Origin of the sequence: Brevundimonas sp. TWP2-3-4b1 (genome assembly GCF_049897665.1) — a bacterium.
Taxonomy (GTDB): Bacteria; Pseudomonadota; Alphaproteobacteria; order Caulobacterales; family Caulobacteraceae; genus Brevundimonas; species Brevundimonas subvibrioides_B.
On sequence record NZ_JAFCWQ010000031.1, the window covers coordinates 1 to 15,401 of the forward strand.

Annotated in this window: 14 protein-coding genes; 7 read left to right on the forward strand and 7 right to left on the reverse strand. The window is 66.5% G+C overall.

What is annotated here, in order from left to right:
• Positions 1 to 592 precede the first annotated feature (592 nt).
• From ACP7A5_RS16475 to aguB, 5 genes are all read left to right on the forward strand, one after another.
• Positions 593 to 1,978, forward strand: coding sequence for a capsular biosynthesis protein (locus ACP7A5_RS16475; RefSeq protein WP_426042924.1), 1,386 nt, complete (start codon positions 593 to 595; stop codon positions 1,976 to 1,978).
• Between the two features lie 248 nt (positions 1,979 to 2,226).
• Positions 2,227 to 2,856 carry a peptide-methionine (S)-S-oxide reductase MsrA gene (gene msrA / locus ACP7A5_RS16480; RefSeq protein WP_426042925.1) on the forward strand — a complete coding sequence of 210 codons (630 nt, stop codon included), beginning with the start codon at positions 2,227 to 2,229 and terminating at the stop codon, positions 2,854 to 2,856.
• A 187-nt stretch (positions 2,857 to 3,043) separates the two neighbouring features.
• The gene (locus ACP7A5_RS16485) at positions 3,044 to 5,644 is read left to right on the forward strand and encodes a TonB-dependent receptor (RefSeq protein WP_426042926.1); all 2,601 of its coding nucleotides are present in this window, start codon (positions 3,044 to 3,046) and stop codon (positions 5,642 to 5,644) included.
• A 157-nt stretch (positions 5,645 to 5,801) separates the two neighbouring features.
• Positions 5,802 to 6,794, forward strand: a complete 993-nt coding sequence (locus ACP7A5_RS16490) for an agmatine deiminase family protein (RefSeq protein ID WP_426042927.1) — start codon at positions 5,802 to 5,804, stop codon at positions 6,792 to 6,794.
• Entirely contained in the window at positions 6,794 to 7,675 is an 882-nt protein-coding gene (gene aguB, locus ACP7A5_RS16495) for an N-carbamoylputrescine amidase (protein ID WP_426042928.1), read from the forward strand. Before ACP7A5_RS16490 ends, aguB begins: the two co-directional genes overlap by 1 nt.
• Here aguB and ACP7A5_RS16500 read toward each other — a convergent pair.
• The 4 genes from ACP7A5_RS16500 to ACP7A5_RS16515 form a co-directional block, all read right to left on the reverse strand.
• Complete coding sequence (locus ACP7A5_RS16500; protein WP_426042929.1) at positions 7,642 to 8,655, reverse strand: right-handed parallel beta-helix repeat-containing protein; 1,014 nt, start codon at positions 8,653 to 8,655, stop codon at positions 7,642 to 7,644. The two genes, aguB and ACP7A5_RS16500, sit on opposite strands and share 34 nt — an antisense overlap.
• Positions 8,656 to 8,663: 8 nt before the next feature.
• Complete coding sequence (locus ACP7A5_RS16505; protein ID WP_426042930.1) at positions 8,664 to 9,467, reverse strand: phosphatase PAP2 family protein; 804 nt, start codon at positions 9,465 to 9,467, stop codon at positions 8,664 to 8,666.
• A complete protein-coding gene (locus ACP7A5_RS16510; protein ID WP_426042931.1) occupies positions 9,464 to 9,820 on the reverse strand; it encodes a hypothetical protein in 357 nt (118 codons plus the stop codon). The genes ACP7A5_RS16505 and ACP7A5_RS16510 overlap by 4 nt, the downstream gene beginning before the upstream one ends.
• Before the next feature lie 207 nt (positions 9,821 to 10,027).
• Positions 10,028 to 10,384: a ribonuclease gene (locus ACP7A5_RS16515; protein WP_426042932.1), complete on the reverse strand. Its 357-nt coding sequence runs from the start codon at positions 10,382 to 10,384 to the stop codon at positions 10,028 to 10,030.
• A gap of 140 nt (positions 10,385 to 10,524) precedes the next feature.
• Here ACP7A5_RS16515 and ACP7A5_RS16520 point away from each other — a divergent pair, with 140 nt between their 5' ends.
• Entirely contained in the window at positions 10,525 to 11,124 is a 600-nt protein-coding gene (locus tag ACP7A5_RS16520) for a PadR family transcriptional regulator (RefSeq protein ID WP_426042933.1), read from the forward strand.
• Positions 11,125 to 11,257: 133 nt separating this feature from the next.
• Here ACP7A5_RS16520 and ACP7A5_RS16525 read toward each other — a convergent pair whose 3' ends face one another.
• From ACP7A5_RS16525 to ACP7A5_RS16535, 3 genes are all read right to left on the reverse strand, one after another.
• Positions 11,258 to 12,310, reverse strand: coding sequence for a 1,9-bis(guanidino)-5-aza-nonane synthase (locus tag ACP7A5_RS16525; protein WP_426042934.1), 1,053 nt, complete (start codon positions 12,308 to 12,310; stop codon positions 11,258 to 11,260).
• A gap of 105 nt (positions 12,311 to 12,415) precedes the next feature.
• Complete coding sequence (locus ACP7A5_RS16530; RefSeq protein ID WP_426042935.1) at positions 12,416 to 12,820, reverse strand: TM2 domain-containing protein; 405 nt, start codon at positions 12,818 to 12,820, stop codon at positions 12,416 to 12,418.
• Positions 12,821 to 12,887: 67 nt separating this feature from the next.
• A complete protein-coding gene (locus tag ACP7A5_RS16535; RefSeq protein WP_426042936.1) occupies positions 12,888 to 14,153 on the reverse strand; it encodes a type III PLP-dependent enzyme in 1,266 nt (421 codons plus the stop codon).
• A 256-nt stretch (positions 14,154 to 14,409) separates the two neighbouring features.
• Between ACP7A5_RS16535 and ACP7A5_RS16540 the strand changes: the two genes are divergently transcribed.
• The gene (locus tag ACP7A5_RS16540) at positions 14,410 to 15,201 is read left to right on the forward strand and encodes a hypothetical protein (protein ID WP_426042937.1); all 792 of its coding nucleotides are present in this window, start codon (positions 14,410 to 14,412) and stop codon (positions 15,199 to 15,201) included.
• Positions 15,202 to 15,401: the final 200 nt, after the last annotated feature.

The window sequence follows — 15,401 nt, forward strand, 5'->3', positions numbered from 1 at the left end:
GGCCCGTCCGACCGCCGACGGCGTTCGCGAGCCTCTGAACCGTCGCGCCACCATCGGCATCAACTTCTAGGACGCCTGGACAAGAATCCCGATCTCGCAAGGATCGGGATCCTGACAGGTCGATCTTGAAGGCGTCGGGGGGCGTCGGTGCGACGGATAGGGTGACCTTCCGGAAGACGGCTTCCCCTGCTGATGATCCTGTGATGGACCGCCGGTTCTCCCCCTCGGGAGGCCGGCGGTTTCGCGTTTCCGGGTGGCGTTGCCAGAAAGTCTCGCTTCACGCGACACGGCCCGCGCCACGGCCTTTCGAACCCCTCTAAAAGTGTTGGGATGCGTGGAATTCGTCCGATGTCGCTGGAAGATTTCGTGAAATTTCTCACACCCACTCGCTTTTTTGGACAAGTCGGTTGATCCGCGTGACGAGGCCAGCGACAAAGGCGGCCATGTCAGAGTTCCGACCCTCTTGTCCGGTCTTTCGACGGAGCCGCGTCGCCCTTGGGCGGCGGCGGATCTGGCTCGGGACGCCGGATCAGGGGCGGGGCATTGAGCGGTTCATTCCGTCCCGAAGACTTCGCGTGAGCCGGTCCTGACCATGGTGGACATTCGCATCACTCCCAGACGCGCCCCGGGCGAATCGGCCCGCCGTCAGGCGGCGAGCGAATCCGTGCGCGTCGTCGAGACCGTTCCGGTCGTCCAGACCGCCTTGCAGGCGCCGGCCGCCTCCGGCCTCCGCTCGCGCCCCGGCCAGTCCCTGGCCGGCCGCCGGTTTCTGATCGTGACGGCGCCGTTCGGTCCGTTCGGCCGGATGCTGGCAGAGCAGCTGACGGCCGAGGGCGCCTCTGTGGCGCGGATGCTGTTCAACGCCGGAGACGCGGCCTACTGGCGGCGTTCGGGAGCCCAGCCCTACACCGGAGACGTGCGCCGCTGGCCCGCCCGGCTCGCCAAATTGGTCCAGGACCAGGGCCTGACCGACGTGATCGTGTTCGGCGAGGGCGGTCCCTATAACCAGGGCGTCCTCTCCCAGGCAGCGAAGCTCAAGGCCGCCACCGCCCTGGAACCGGACCGGATTCATCCGCTGCGTGTCTGGGTGCTGGAAAACGGCTACTTCCGTCCCGACTGGATCACGGTCGAGGAGAACGGGGTCAACGCCTCCTCCGGCCTGCCGCGAGAGCGCACGGCCTATGACCCCCCGATCCCCGAAATGCTGCCGACCCGGCCGGTGGGCAAGATCCTGCCGCACCACGTCATCAACATCAGCCTGTATCACGCCGCCCAGCCGCTGGGCCGTCTGGTGTTCCGCCGCTACGTCTATCCCTACACCCAGTCGCCCTGGCTGCAGTTCGTGGGCCATGTGCGGCGCTATCTTCAGCTCGCCTTCCGGTCCAGGGCTGAGTCGGACGCACAGGTGATCCGCGCGCGGGGCCCCTTCTTCCTGGCCTGCCTGCAGCGCGAGGGCGATGCCCAGCTGCTGCGCTACTCCCACTACGCCGACAATACCGCCTTCCTGGCGGAGGTCCTGTCGTCGTTCGCCAGGCACGCGGACGCCGAGACGCGGCTCGTGATCAAGAACCACCCGCTGGATCCCGGTCTGGTCGATCTGAAGCGCATGACCCATGTGCTGGCAGTCGAGCGCGGCATCGCCGACCGGGTCGACTTCATCGACGGCGGTAATTTGGCCGCCCTGTGCCGGGCCTCCTCGGGGATGGTGGTCAACAATTCCTCGGCGGCCCTCTCGGCTTTGGGCTTCTCGACCCCGGTCAAGGTGCTGGGCGAGGCCTTCTTCGACATCGACGGCCTGACCGACCAGCAGCCCATCGACGGGTTCTGGACCCACCCCGCGCCGCCCGAGGACGACCTCTACAAACGGTTCAAGGCCCACGTCATCAACCGTACCCAGGTCAACGGCAACTACCACGAACCCAAGGCCCTCAAACCCACGGCCCGGGCCCTCGCAAGACGGTTCGCAGCCGCCCGCTAGAACGAGATGGCGGTCCGTGCCGTCGCCGAATGCCGAACCGCAAACCGCAAACCGCAAACCGCAATCTTCCAGCAGCACTGAACCGCAATTATCGCACATGGAGCCTCCCGGCCCGCTAATGGTGCAGGGAAGGCCGCGTCGGAGGCGGCGAGGTGATTTCGCTGTGAGACTTGTATCCGGATGGCGCGTCCCGACGTAGCTGGGGTGTTGGCCGCCGCGATCCAGGGGCGGCGCCGGGAGGTTTCCGCATGTCGTCACTCTTGTCCCGATTTGCCGTGGTCGTCGTGATAGGCATCACCGCCTGTTCCCAGGGCGAGCCCGCCGCCAGCGCCCCGGCGGCCCAGGGCGCTCCGGACAGCGGCCGGCGCGAAGTCGCCCTGTTCGCCGGCGGCTGCTTCTGGTCGACGGAGGCCAATTTCGAGCATATGCCGGGCGTCGTCTCGGCGGTGTCGGGCTTCGCAGGCGGCACGGTCGCCAACCCGAGCTATGATGCGGTCGTTCGGGGCGGCACCGGCCACGTTGAGGCGGTGCAGGTCACCTATGACCCTGCCCGTATCACCTATCGCCAGCTGGTCGATCGATTCTGGCGCACCATCGACCCTACGGACCCCGACGGCCAGTTCTGCGATCAGGGGCCGTCCTATGTCACAGCCGTGTTTGCGACAGCGGCCCAGCGGCCCACGGCCGACGCCTCGCGGGCGGCCGCCGCAGCGGTCATCGGAGAACGACGCTTCCTGACGCCGGTCCGAAACGGAGCCCGTTTCTGGCCAGCGGAAAGCTATCACCAGGATTTCGCGCGTCTGAATCCCGTGAGGTATGGAGGATACAGTCGCTTCTGCGGCCGTGAAGCGCGGCTGCGGGCGGTCTGGGGCGGCTGAGTCTTTCGGGATTCGGGGGTGTGGCGCCGCGGTCACCCCCCGACGCTGTCACGCCAGTGTCACACCACTGTCGTCGATGGTTCCGAGACCGACCGTAGAGGGGGGGCGAGATTTAGACGTTCGCGGCCCTCTCTGGCCGCATTTTGACGCGCGCCGGGCGCTGACCCGCACCATCTGGGGATATAAAATGAACTCTCGCACTCGTGCGCTCTGGGCGACGACCGCCCTGGTCAGCGGCATGCTGCTCGCCGGCGCCGCCTCGGCCCAGTCGTCGGGCACGGACGCCGCTGAAGGCACCGTGGTCGACACCGTCGTCGTCACCGGCACCCGCGGCCCGCGCACCATCTCGGGCGCCGTCGTCGCCCAGACGGTCGACAAGACCCGCTCGACCATCACGCAAGAGTACATCAGCCGCCAGCAGTCCGGTCAGTCGGTCATTGCCCTGCTGAACAACGTCCCCGGCTTGAATTTCACCAATAACGATCCCTATGGCAACTCGGGCGGCAACATCCGCCTGCGCGGCTTCGACGGCAATCGCGTCTCGCTGACGTTCGACGGCATCCCCCTGAACGACACCGGCAACTACGCTGTCTTCTCCAACCAGCAGGTCGATTCGGAAATCATCGACCGCGCCTCGGTCAACCAGGGTTCGGCCGACGTGGACAGCCCGACCGCCTCGGCCAGCGGCGGCACCATATCCTACACGACCGCGCGTCCGCTGGAAGAAATGGGCGCGCAGATCCGCACCTCGATCGGTTCCTTCAACTACGGCCGTGTCTTCGGCCGTTTCGATACGGGCGCTTTCGGTCCCTGGGGCACGACCGCCTTCATCACCGGTTCCTACACCAACTACGACAAGTGGAAGGGTCCGGGCGACCTGGAGAAGAAGCAGTACAACGGCCGCGTCTTCCAGGACCTGGGTAACGGCGACTTCGCCAGCCTGGCCTTCCACTGGAACGAGAACCGCAACAACTCTTACAACACCTTCATCAACCTCTCGCAGTTCAACCTCGGCCTGAAGCCCGAGAACGACATCGCCTGCTTCCGCCCGACGCCCGGCGCCGGCACGGTGCAGAACGAATCGAACCAGTCGACTGCGATCACCTATTTCGGCGGTACGCTGAACAACACCAGCTGCACCAACGACCACCGCACCCGGATCAACCCCTCGAACACGGGCAACATCCGCGGCCAGTTCAGCTACGGCCTGACTGACAGCATTCGCCTGACCATCGACCCCTCGTTCCAGTACGTCATCGCCAACGGCGGCGGCTACACCCTGACCAGCGAGCGCGACGATCGTCTGGACCAGAACACGACCAACAACGCGGCGCTCACTACGGCCGCCCAGTGCGCCGCCGCCGCGATCCTGAACACCGGCGTAGACCTGAACGGCGACGGCGACAGCTGTGACAACGTCGGCCTCTATACCCCGAACAACACCAACACCCGCCGCTACGGCGTGCTGTCCTCGCTGCTGTGGGACATCAACGACGATCACCGCGTCCGTGTCTCGTACACCAACGACTACGGTCGTCACCGCCAGACCAATGAAGCCACCCGCTACAACGCCGATGGTTCGGTGCCTGAAGTGTTCGGCGGTGAAAACACCTGGGGCAACGAAAGCCTGCGCATCAACGGCCGCGACGGCTCCTACCTGCGCGGTCGCGATCGCTTCTCGATCGCCCTGCTGAACCAGATCTCGGCCGAATACCGCGGCCAGTTCTTCGACGACGCCCTGTCGGTCACCCTGGGCGTTCGCGCACCCTTCTTCACCCGCGACCTGAACCAGTTCTGCTTCTCGCTGAGCGGCACCTCGACCGTGCGCTGCACGACCGAAACGCCTTCGGCGACCCTGGCCAACGGTAACGTGAACTTCGCCTCGACCGGCACGGGCCAGTACATCCGTCCCTACGCCCAGACCCTGAAGTATGACGCCATCCTGCCGAGCCTGGGCGCGAGCTACCGCTTCCTGGACAACAACTCGGTCTACGCCAGCTATGCCGAAGGCATCTCGTTGCCGCGTACCGACAACCTGTACCAGCCGGTTCGCAACGCCTCGGGCGCGCTCGATTTCTCGTCCGTTCAGCCAGAAACCTCCAAGTCCTACGACCTGGGCTACCGCTACACCTCCTCGACCCTGATCGCCTCGATCGCGGCCTGGTACGTGTCGTTCGAGAACCGCATCGTGACGTCGTTCGACAACGATCCGGCCTCGCCGACCTTCAACCTGTCGATCGACCGGAACCTGGGTTCGGTGGAACAGTCGGGCGTCGACGCCCAGTTCGAGTACGCCCTGACCGATACCTTCTCGGTCGGCGGTTCGGCCTCGTACAACACCTCGGAAGTCCAGGACGACGTGCCCCTGGGCACCGGCACCTTCCTGCCGACCACCGGCAAGTCGCTGGTTGAAACGCCGGAGTGGACCTACAGCCTGCGCGCCAACTGGGACGTGACCGAGGCCTGGTCGCTGGGCCTGCAAGGCAAGTATGTCGGTGAACGCTTCACCACCGACGTCAACGATGAAAAGACTCCGTCCTACGTCACCGTCGACTTCGACAGCCGCTACGACCTGACCGACACCTTCGGCATCCGTAACGCCTTCGTTCAGTTCAACGTCACCAACCTGTTCGACGAAGAGTATCCGGCGTCGATCTCGTCGGGCAACAACGCCCTGGCCGTCGACATCGATCCGGGCGCGGGCGTCATCAATCGCGCCGGCACGGTTCGCACCTTCTCGCTCGGTGCGCCGCGCACGATGATGCTGACCCTGGGCACGAGCTTCTAGGCTCGAACCCTGGACTGAAATGGATCAGGGCGGCCCTTCGCGGGGCCGCCCTTTTTCTTTGGCCTGAACCCGCTGGCAGCCCCCGGCATTGAAGTGGAGGGAGGGGGTCGCTATCTGGCGCGCTCCCCCGCCGTTTTTCGAGAGAAGTCTTCCGCCCATGGCCGTCTCGCCGATCCCCGCCGAATGGTCGCCACACCGGGCAATGTGGGTCGGCTGGCCCAGCCATGAAGCGCTTTGGGTGGACAATCTCGACCAGGCCCAGGCCGAGGTCGAGGCCCTGGTCCTGGTCCTGGCCCTTGCGGGGCCGGGGCGCGAACAGGTCAAGCTGATGATCGGCAGTGACGAGGCGGTGGCGGACGCCCGGGCGCGGTTCGACGGCGTGGCAGGCGTGACCGTTCTGCCGGGGCGGTTCGGCGATATCTGGCTGAGAGACACGGGCCCGATCTTCGGTGAAGGCTCGAAGACAGCCGCGGCCTTCCGCTTCAACGGCTGGGGCGGCCAGTTCGAGATGGAGTTCGACGACATGGTTGCGGAACAGATCAGCGAACAGTCGGGCGTGCCGCTGTGCCGGAACGACTTCATTCTTGAGGGCGGCGCCCTGGACCACGACGGGGCAGGGACGATCCTGACCACGCGCCAATGCCTGTTGAACCCGAACCGCAACATCGGCTGGACCGAGGCGAAGGCCGAGGCCTTGCTGGGCGAGGCGCTGGGCGCCACCCGTGTCATCTGGCTGGGCGACGGTCTGATGAACGACCATACCGATGGCCATGTCGACAATCTGGCCCGCTTCGTCGCACCGGGCGTCGTGGCCTGTCCGATCGCCTTCGGGGCCGATGATCCGAACGCGGAGGTTTACGACGCCTGCGCCCGGGACCTGTCAGACGCCGGGTTCAGGGTCGTGCGTATCCCGTCGCCGGGGCGGCTGGAGAACGAGGACGGAGAGCCGATCCCGGCCAGCCACATGAATTTCCTCATCGCCAACGGCGCGGTCGTCGTGCCGACCTATGGCAATGAGGCGGCCGGCCGGATGGCGGGCGAGGCTCTGGCCTCCGTCTTTCCGGACCGTGAGATCATCCTGTCGCCGGCGATCAACGTCCTGACGGGCGGCGGATCCTTCCACTGCATCTCCCAGCAGGAGCCCGCCTGATGGCCCGCCCAGAAGCCAGAGTGATCTCGGTCGCCGCTCTCCAGACCTCCTATGGCGAGGACATGGAGGCGAACATCAACAAGACAGCCGATCTCGTGCGCGAGGCGGCGTCGAAGGGCGCGCAGGTGATCTTGCCGTCCGAGCTGTTCCAGGGCCCGTATTTCTGCGTCTCACAGGAGGAGAAGTGGTTCGGCACGGCCTCGCCGTGGCGCGAACATCCGGCGGTGATCGCGATGGCCGATGTGGCCAGGGACCTCGGCGTCGCCATCCCCGTCTCGATCTTCGAGCGCGAGGGGCCGCATTATTTCAACTCGATGGTCATGCTGGACGCCGACGGCTCGCCGCTGGGCGTCTATCGCAAGAGCCACATTCCCGACGGCCCTGGCTATCAGGAGAAATACTATTTCCGCCCGGGGGATACGGGCTTCAAGGTCTGGGACACGCGGTTTGGCCGGGTCGGCGTCGGTATCTGCTGGGACCAGTGGTACCCCGAGACGGCGCGGGCGATGATGCTGATGGGTGCCGAGGTGCTGATGTATCCGACGGCGATCGGGTCGGAGCCGCATGACGCCGAACTGCACACGGCTGAGCCTTGGCGCCGCGCCATGCAGGGTCATGCGGTGTCGAACGTCGTCCCGGTCGTGGGCGCGAACCGGACCGGCCATGAAACGGTGACCGAGGTGGGCCAGAGCTTCTACGGCCACTCCTTCATCTCGGATCACCGGGGCGACCTGGTCGAGAGCTTCGGCGCGGACGACGAAGGCGCGCTCGTCCATACCTTCGACCTGGACTTCCTCGATCGACACCGGGCGGCATGGGGCTTCTTCCGCGACCGGCGGACCGACCTCTACGGCGCCCTGACGGCGCCGCGCCCGGCCTGAATCGTTGACGGCAGCCAGCGGAATCCCATGGTGTTGCGGTTGACGACATTGCCGGTCGCATGGTCGCGATCGTCGAGGCTGGAGCCGAATGGATAGCCTGCGTCGTCAGCGCAGTATCTTCGGCGACCCTCGCGTGAGCCGACGACGATCGGGCGAGGCATGAGCCAGGCGACGCCTTCGAAGCGATTGCCGGTGATGACGTTGTCCGACGGGGTCTGGTGACGGATCACGCCGTCCTCGCCGCAGTTCCGGTACAGTAAGACGCCTGCCCGCCCGTTGAGCTGGAAGCGGTTTTCCTCGATGCGATTGCGGGCCGAGCCGTCGACGGCGATCTGTTCGCGGCCGGTGCGAATGTCGAAAACCACATCGCGGATCACTGCGCCGGCGCTCTCCGCATCCAGATAGATGGCCGCGGAGACGGACTGGCCGCGGAAGCTCCCGCCAGTCATTTGGACGTTGGTCACCCCCGGACCGATGTAGAGGGGGATCGAGCCGGTGGCGGCGAAGGTGATGTTCTCGAGCGTCAGGCCCGTCGGGGCCGCAGTCTGAGCCGCCGCCGTGTGACCGGGCGTACGGGATGAGGCACGCAAGGAAGCGATGTCGTCGCGGCCGAGACCCCAGATGCGCAGGTTGCCGTGGATTGTGCAGCGGGTGATACGGACGTCGCGCGGGACGCTCCAGCCAGCGCCGTCACGCCGGGACCAGACGGCGACAGTGGGATCGTGGGTCGTGCTGGCCCGGCCTGCCATGCCGACGGAGCCGCCGTTGCAGTTGAGCCCCGCGCCCGAGGCCTCTACGCCCTCGAACACGATGTGGCGGCGGATCGAGGCGCCCGGCGGCAGGCTGGCAAAACAGGTCAGGCGGACGGCGGGCGCGTCTTCTGCCGCCGGGGCGGTGAGGGCCGCGACTTTAGACGGCGAGCAGGAACGGGCGATGACCGGGTCAGGCACCAGAAGGGCGAGCAGGACCAGGGATGACATCAGTCGCCCTAGGGCAGGGGCGTGGCCAGGGCGGCGCGCTCGGCGGCGCAGGCGGGGCTGGTCAGACCGGCGAGGCGGGCGCGGGCGATCTCCTGGCGGGCGACGATGGCGTCTGCTTCGAAGGCGGGCGTGGCGGCGATCTGCCGGAACGCGGCCCTGCCCAGTGTCTCGCCCTCGGCGACGTCGGACGGATAGTGCATGCCGCAGACCATGCGGCTGACCGCGATCTCATGCCCGATGCGCCCGGCCTCGGCGGCATGGTCGGGGGCGAGGGCGGCGAGGACCTCGCCATAGGCGGCGCCGACGGTGGCGCTGCCCGAGGGGTAGGAGGGGCTGGCGCGTCCGGCGGCGGAGACGACCTGACACGCCGGACGCTCCGGGTCGGCGGCGACGGGGCGGGGACGGAAGGCGCGGGCCTTGGCCAGTTCGGCGGCCTCGTTGGCATCGTGCAGAACACGTTCGAGGATCGACACCAGCCGGGGCGAGTCCTCGGCCATGACGCGGAAACCGAGGGCGCAGTCGAAATGGGCCAGGGCCAGTGCGGGCCGGACCTCGGCGTGGCGGGTCGCCAGCATCCAGCGGTCGGTGTCTTCCAGCGCTCGCAACCGGTCGGAGGCGGCGATGTCGGCCAGCGCGGCGGCGGAACCCTCGACGGGCGCGGGCGGCACGGTGTCCGCCAGCGCCTGAATAGCCGCGTGATCCAGATAGCTGGCAGGCGCTGCGGCCGTCGCGGCCTGCTGCGCGGGCGCCGAAGCGCAGGCTGGAGTGGCGAGCACACAGGCGGCCGCGACCATCAGGGCGGCGCGGTTCACCTGCCTGCGCTCCAGCTGAGTTGCACCGAGGTTGGCCCGTCTTCGGTGGCGGAGGCGACGACCTGGAGGCTGGCTCCGGTCCCCGGGCTGGCGGCCCCGTAGGCGCGCGCCTCGCCCTGGTTCATGGCCATGGCTGAGGAGAGGCCGGAAGCCTCGGCGCGTGCGCGGTGGAAGGCGATGACGGCGTCGGGATCGGCGTCGGTCGTATAGGTCGCGATGCCACCCGGACCCGACGCGCCGGACGCGGTGATCGCGGGAGCGTCCATCGTCGCGCCGGGATAGAGGGCGGCGAAGGCGGGCGCTCCGGGGGCCGCGAGGGGGCCTGCGGCCAGCGCGGCGGGTACAGCGGACACGGCGTCGTCTATTGGCGCCGTTTCCGCCGGTGGGGTCGCCGCGGAATCTTCAGCGGCCGCAGGGGGCTCGGCGTTCGGGCCGCAGGCCGCGGGCAATAGAGCCGCGCACGTCAGTGCGAGAACCGCCAGAATACGCTTCATCCCGTGTCGTCCCTGAGACCTGTTCTTTCCGCACCGTGGCCCATCGGTAGGGCGGCAGCAAGGCGTTCAGCCCGTCGCTGCGTCTACATCCGCGGGGCGCCGGCCCTCGGCGGGATCGGCGTCCGATTCGTCGGGGCCGACGCCGGTGTTGGCGATGCCGTTCGGGTCCACCTCGGAAGGCGATTGGGGGTCGGCGCTCGCGCGGCCCTGATCGGCCATGACGCGGTCCACGGCGGTTTGATCAGGGTCGTCGTCCGAACCCGTGGCTGCGCCGCCCTGCAGCGAGCCCGCGCGTGTATCGGAGCCCACGCCGCTGCCGGTCAGGGCGTCGGCGAGAGCGTCCGGCGTCCGGCCCAGGTCGGGACGTTCGCCCATGTCCTCGGCTTCGATCGCTTCGGGGGTCTCGGGCTTGGCGTCGGTCATTGAAGGCTCCTGCGTTCAGTATCGGAGGAAGGCGCAGTGCGACCGTCGGTTCCTGAGGGTGAGACGAAAGATATATCGTCTACTTGTCTTTCGCGAGCAAAGATATATCGTACGATATGCCCAGCGAGAAAGGACACTCCATGTTTGGACATCACAGACTGAAACACGGCTGGCGCGAGCATCGCTGCGGGCCGGAGGGCGAAGGGCGTGGTCGTGAAGGCCGGGGCCATGGACGGGGTCGTTTCGGCGGGCCCGGAATGTTCGGCGGACGCGGCGGCCCGGGCCGCCGCATGTTCGGGCCGGGCGACCTGAGGATCGTGGCCCTGGCCCTGATCGAGAAGGAGCCGCGCCACGGCTACGACCTGATCAAGGCGATCGAGGCGATGTTCGGCGGGGCCTATGCGCCGTCGCCGGGCGTGGTCTATCCGATCCTGTCGATGCTGGCCGACGAAGGCCTGATCGCGGGGGTGGAGGACTCTGCCGGCAAGCGCATCTTCACCCTGACGGAGGCCGGCCAGGCCTGGCTGAACGACAACCGTGCCGCCGTCGACGGCGTCATGCAGCGCATGGCGCTCGCGGCGCGGCTGGTCTCGGGCGAACAGACGCCGGACGTGGTCAAGGAGGCGCTGCACACGCTGCGCCAGGCCGTGATCATGAAGCCGGGCGAGTGGTCTGACGTCGAGACGGCCCGGGTGGTCGAGAGCCTGATGAGGGCGGTCCGCGAAGTCAGCGGGCAGTAGAGCCTCCCCCTCTGGGGGAGGTGGCGCGGCGCTGCTTGGCGCCGTGACGGAGGGGGCTTGATGCAAACGACGGCGTGCGCGGCCGGCCCCCTCCACCGCTTCGCGGTCCCCCTCCCCCGATGGGGGAGGATTCCTACTTCCCGAACAGCTTGGCCCAGCGGCGCTTGTCGCGGTTCTTCCAGGCGCCGCGGTGCCAGGCGTCCGAAGCGATCAATGGCACCACGGTGGTGGCTTCGGCGAAGACCATCTGTTCGTGCGTGGTCTGGACCTTGCCCCAGGAGGCGGCCTCCTTGAGAGTCGAGGACGAACAGGCCCCGTCGCGGACGTCGGCGACCGTGATCTGGACCGCATAGCGGTGCATCTCGGCCTCGATGCCCAGGATCTCCGCGCACACGACCGTGTCCTGGGCGAAATTCTTGGGCACGCCGCCGCCGACCATGAACAGGCCGGTGACGCCCGCCGCGATCTTGATGTCGGTCAATTCACGGAAGTCGGCGACTGCGTCGATCATCAGATAGGGCTGACCCGCTGCGATCCGCTCCTTCTGGTGCTTGACCAGGCCGAAGCCCGCGGATGAGTCGACGAACGCCGGGCAGAAGATCGGCACGCCTTCTTCATAGGCCGTCTGGATCAACGAGCCCTCTTTCTTGGCGTTGCCCGCCGCCAGCCATTTGCCCATTTCCCAGATGAACTCGCGGCTCGAATAGGCGCGCGGTTCCAGGGCGTTGCAGATCTCCAGGATCGTGTGATCGCAGTTCTGGAGCTCTTCCTCGTCGATATAGGTGTCGTAGATCCGGTCGATGTAGTTGTCGCGCAGGACGTTGTCGTCCACCTCGCCCGCGGCTTGGTAGTGTTTGAAGCCCAGGGCCTCGAAGAAATCCATATCCACGATCGAGGCGCCGGTGGCCACGATGGCGTCGATCATGCCGAACTTCACCATGTCGCGGTACACGTGCATGCAGCCGCCTGCCGAAGTCGAACCGGCCAGGATCAGCCACGGCGAGCAGTCCTTGTCCTCGATCGCCATCGAGAAGATGTCGGCGGCGCGTGCCGTGTCGCGCGACGAGAAGCTCATCTTGCGCATCGCATCGACGATGGGGCGTGCGTCAAAGGAGGTGATGTCGATGTGTTCGACGACGTTCTGGAGCAGCTCGGCCTTGGTGTTCTTTTGAACGGGTGCGTTCATTGCAAGGGTTTCCCTTTGGTTTGAGCGCCCGTCGTCAGAATCAACAGCGGCCCGGACGGAGCGACGGGCTGCTGTGTGTCGTCTAGTCAGGAAACGTGACGAAGGTCAGACCGTTTCGACGATCGTCGGTTTCATCGCGTTGGCCTCATTCGCCTGCCTGATCCAGCGGGGGATCAGGACGGCGTCCACGATCCACCAGATCGTCATGGGGATCCCCAGGTAAGGACCGAGCATCTCGGTCATGATCCAGGTCACGAACCCCGCCGCCGCCATGCCGAGCGCCGATTTCCAGCGGCCGACGTAGAGGCGGTGTCCTCCGATCCAGCCGAGGAACAACCACAGGACATAGCCGATCAGGACTGTGCGGCGTCCGTCCCACGGCTTGACCGAGGGATCCGAAGCCATGAACTCAGCATGAGCCATGTCATGCATCATTTGCTGATGGCTGGGCCCCGGTGCGCCGTAGTCGACACTGGGCCCCGGATCGGACGGACCGGACGAGTCGGACATCACACTCCTCCCAAGCTTTGCCTTTCGGGAAGGTGTGGCGCCGACCCGCGCCGTTCACAAGCCAACGTTACTTGCGGCTCTTCCTCCGCTGGCCGGCCTTGCCCTTGGGGCGCGACAGGCGGACGACCTTGCGGGCCTGCTCTTCCGCCGTGGTGCGCACGGTCGGGATGGAGCGGGGGGCGAGCCCGTAGAGCGAGGCCATCGGGGGGTCCTCAACCATTGCGACGTCGTGCTCGCCGTAGCCGTTGAACCCGGTCGACATGGCGACACCGTAGGCGCCGAGCATGCCGATCTCGATGAAGTCGCCTTCACGGACGTCGGCCGGCAGCCAGAACGGACCCGGCATATGGTCGATCGAATCGCAGGTCGGTCCGTAGAACTGGAACGGCTTGAGATCGTCCGAGCTTTCGCCGTCCCGGACCAGCTTGGTCGGGAAGGGCCAGCGCGAGTGGGTCGCGTCGAACAGCGCGCCATAGGACCCGTCGTTCAGATAGAGGGCGTCACCCTTGCGCAGGTCCACGCGCGCCAGGACCGACGAGGATTCGGCGACCAGGGCCCGGCCGGGCTCGCACCACAGCTCGGTCGTTTCCGACACGGGCATGTCGTTGAAGCCACGGTGGATGGCGTCGGCGTATTCGCTCATGTCCGGCGGCACCATGCCCGGATAGACCGAGGGGAAGCCGCCGCCGATGTCGACGATGTCCACGATCACGCCCGCGCGCGAGATGGCGCGACCGACCTGGGCCATGGCGGCCTGATAGGCGGTCGGGCGCATGCACTGCGATCCGACGTGGAAGCAGACGCCCATCAGCCCCTCCTTGACCGCCCGACGAACGGACAGCAGCAGGGCCGGGGCCTGATCGGCGGAGACGCCGAACTTGCCCGAGAGGGAGTAGGCTGCACCGTCGGCGGAAACCGCCATGCGCACGAGCAGGTTCAGATCCGACGCGCCGCCGGTGGCGTCGAGGATCTTCTGCAATTCGTCCTCGCAGTCGAGCGAGAAGGTGCGGACACCGTGATCGAAATAGGCGCGGGTGATCGCAGACCGGCTCTTCACCGGGTGCATGAAGGCGATGCGCGCGTCAGGATCGACGGAGCGCACGAGTTCGATCTCGGCGATCGAAGCCGCATCATAGCCGCGAATGCCGGCGTCCTTCAGGGCCTCGATGACCCAGCGTGAAGGATTGGCCTTCACAGCATAGAAGACGTCAGCCTTTAGATTATCCTGGAACCAGCGCGCCGCAACGGAGACCGAACGCGGACGCACGAGTGCGACTGGACGTTCAGGGGACCGCTCGCGGACCAGGTCCAGGGGAAATGGATACGTGCGCAATTCACGTAAACCCCTGTAATTGTTAAACCCAGACCGGCGTTAGCAGCGCAACGTTAGACCACGGGGTCCGCCGGAAGCCGCGCATTTAGGGTCGCGAGACTGTCATGTAAAGCGGTTTCTTCATGACCACGCGACGACCCCCGGCGTCGTCTGCCAGAGCCAGATTCAACGTTCGACGAACTCGACCATTCGAAAATGCCGTTTTAGGGTTAGCGCGTTCGGTCTGGACAGGGTCGGTAGCGGCGGGGGCCTTCAAATGAAATCGATAAACGTCTGGACGACAGCGGCCATGGCCGCCCTTCTGATCGTCGCGGGATGCGGCAAGAAGGAAGAGGCCGCAGCGCCTCAGATGAATGCGGCCCAGCAGGCCGCCGTCGAGCACGCGCCGCCGCCCGGTAAGGCCCTGTCGCCGGGTGGCGTGAACAAGGTGCTGACCGACCGGGGCTTCACGCCCCAGAACGTAAGGCGTCGCGGCTCGACCTATGTCGTCGATGCGGTCGGCAAGACCGGCAACCAGGTCCGCCTCGTGATCGACGGCAAGGCGGGCCAGATCAAGGGCCTGGACGTCATCCGCTGGGCGCCGGGGGCCAAGCGGATCGCCAAGGGAAGCCGGGGCGCCACCTTCGTCAACGACACCTACGAGTTCGGCTACACCCTGCCGGACAGCTATTTCGTCGACTGGATCATCTATCAACCGGCCCAGTGGCAGGTGTGGGAACCCTGGATCGACTACGGCGACGAATACGTCATCGATGACTGGAACGAGGTCTATTACGAGGACTACGTCGACGAAATTTCCTATGCCGAGTGGGTCGAGTATTACGGTGACATTCCGGATTGGTCCGACGAGAGCTTCTACGACGATGGCTACTGGGACGCGGCGGTCGAGGAATATTACGCCGAGAACGCGGACGCCTTCGCCGAGGACTACGGCTATGAGTACGCCGCCGAGGTCTTCGAGGAAGACTACTACGCCGCCCTGGTCGGGGACGAGATGGCGGCCGATCAGGCGGCCCAGGACGAGGCCGACTACCAGCAGCAGGTCTAGGCGGAACGCGATGTCGCCAACGAAGAAGCGGCGGCCGAGGTCGAATATCAGCAGCAGGCCGAGGCCGAGCGCGACGCGGCGGCCGCTGGCGACAGCGGCTACGAAGAGCCAGTCGAGGACAACTCAAGCTACGAGGACACGTCCAGCTCTGGGGATACGGGCGACAGCGGCCAGGACTACTGAAGCGCAGGCGCGCTGGA

Excerpts from the sequence above, each read along its gene's own strand:
- ACP7A5_RS16475 (WP_426042924.1), top strand. The coding sequence starts at position 593 with ATGGTGGACATTCGCATCACTCCCAGACGCGCCCCGGGCGAATCGGCC.
- msrA (WP_426042925.1), top strand. The coding sequence starts at position 2,227 with ATGTCGTCACTCTTGTCCCGATTTGCCGTGGTCGTCGTGATAGGCATC.
- ACP7A5_RS16485 (WP_426042926.1), top strand. The coding sequence starts at position 3,044 with ATGAACTCTCGCACTCGTGCGCTCTGGGCGACGACCGCCCTGGTCAGC.
- ACP7A5_RS16490 (WP_426042927.1), top strand. The coding sequence starts at position 5,802 with ATGGCCGTCTCGCCGATCCCCGCCGAATGGTCGCCACACCGGGCAATG.
- aguB (WP_426042928.1), top strand. The coding sequence starts at position 6,794 with ATGGCCCGCCCAGAAGCCAGAGTGATCTCGGTCGCCGCTCTCCAGACC.
- ACP7A5_RS16500 (WP_426042929.1), bottom strand. The coding sequence starts at position 8,655 with ATGTCATCCCTGGTCCTGCTCGCCCTTCTGGTGCCTGACCCGGTCATC.
- ACP7A5_RS16515 (WP_426042932.1), bottom strand. The coding sequence starts at position 10,384 with ATGACCGACGCCAAGCCCGAGACCCCCGAAGCGATCGAAGCCGAGGAC.
- ACP7A5_RS16520 (WP_426042933.1), top strand. The coding sequence starts at position 10,525 with ATGTTTGGACATCACAGACTGAAACACGGCTGGCGCGAGCATCGCTGC.
- ACP7A5_RS16525 (WP_426042934.1), bottom strand. The coding sequence starts at position 12,310 with ATGAACGCACCCGTTCAAAAGAACACCAAGGCCGAGCTGCTCCAGAAC.
- ACP7A5_RS16530 (WP_426042935.1), bottom strand. The coding sequence starts at position 12,820 with ATGTCCGACTCGTCCGGTCCGTCCGATCCGGGGCCCAGTGTCGACTAC.
- ACP7A5_RS16540 (WP_426042937.1), top strand. The coding sequence starts at position 14,410 with ATGAAATCGATAAACGTCTGGACGACAGCGGCCATGGCCGCCCTTCTG.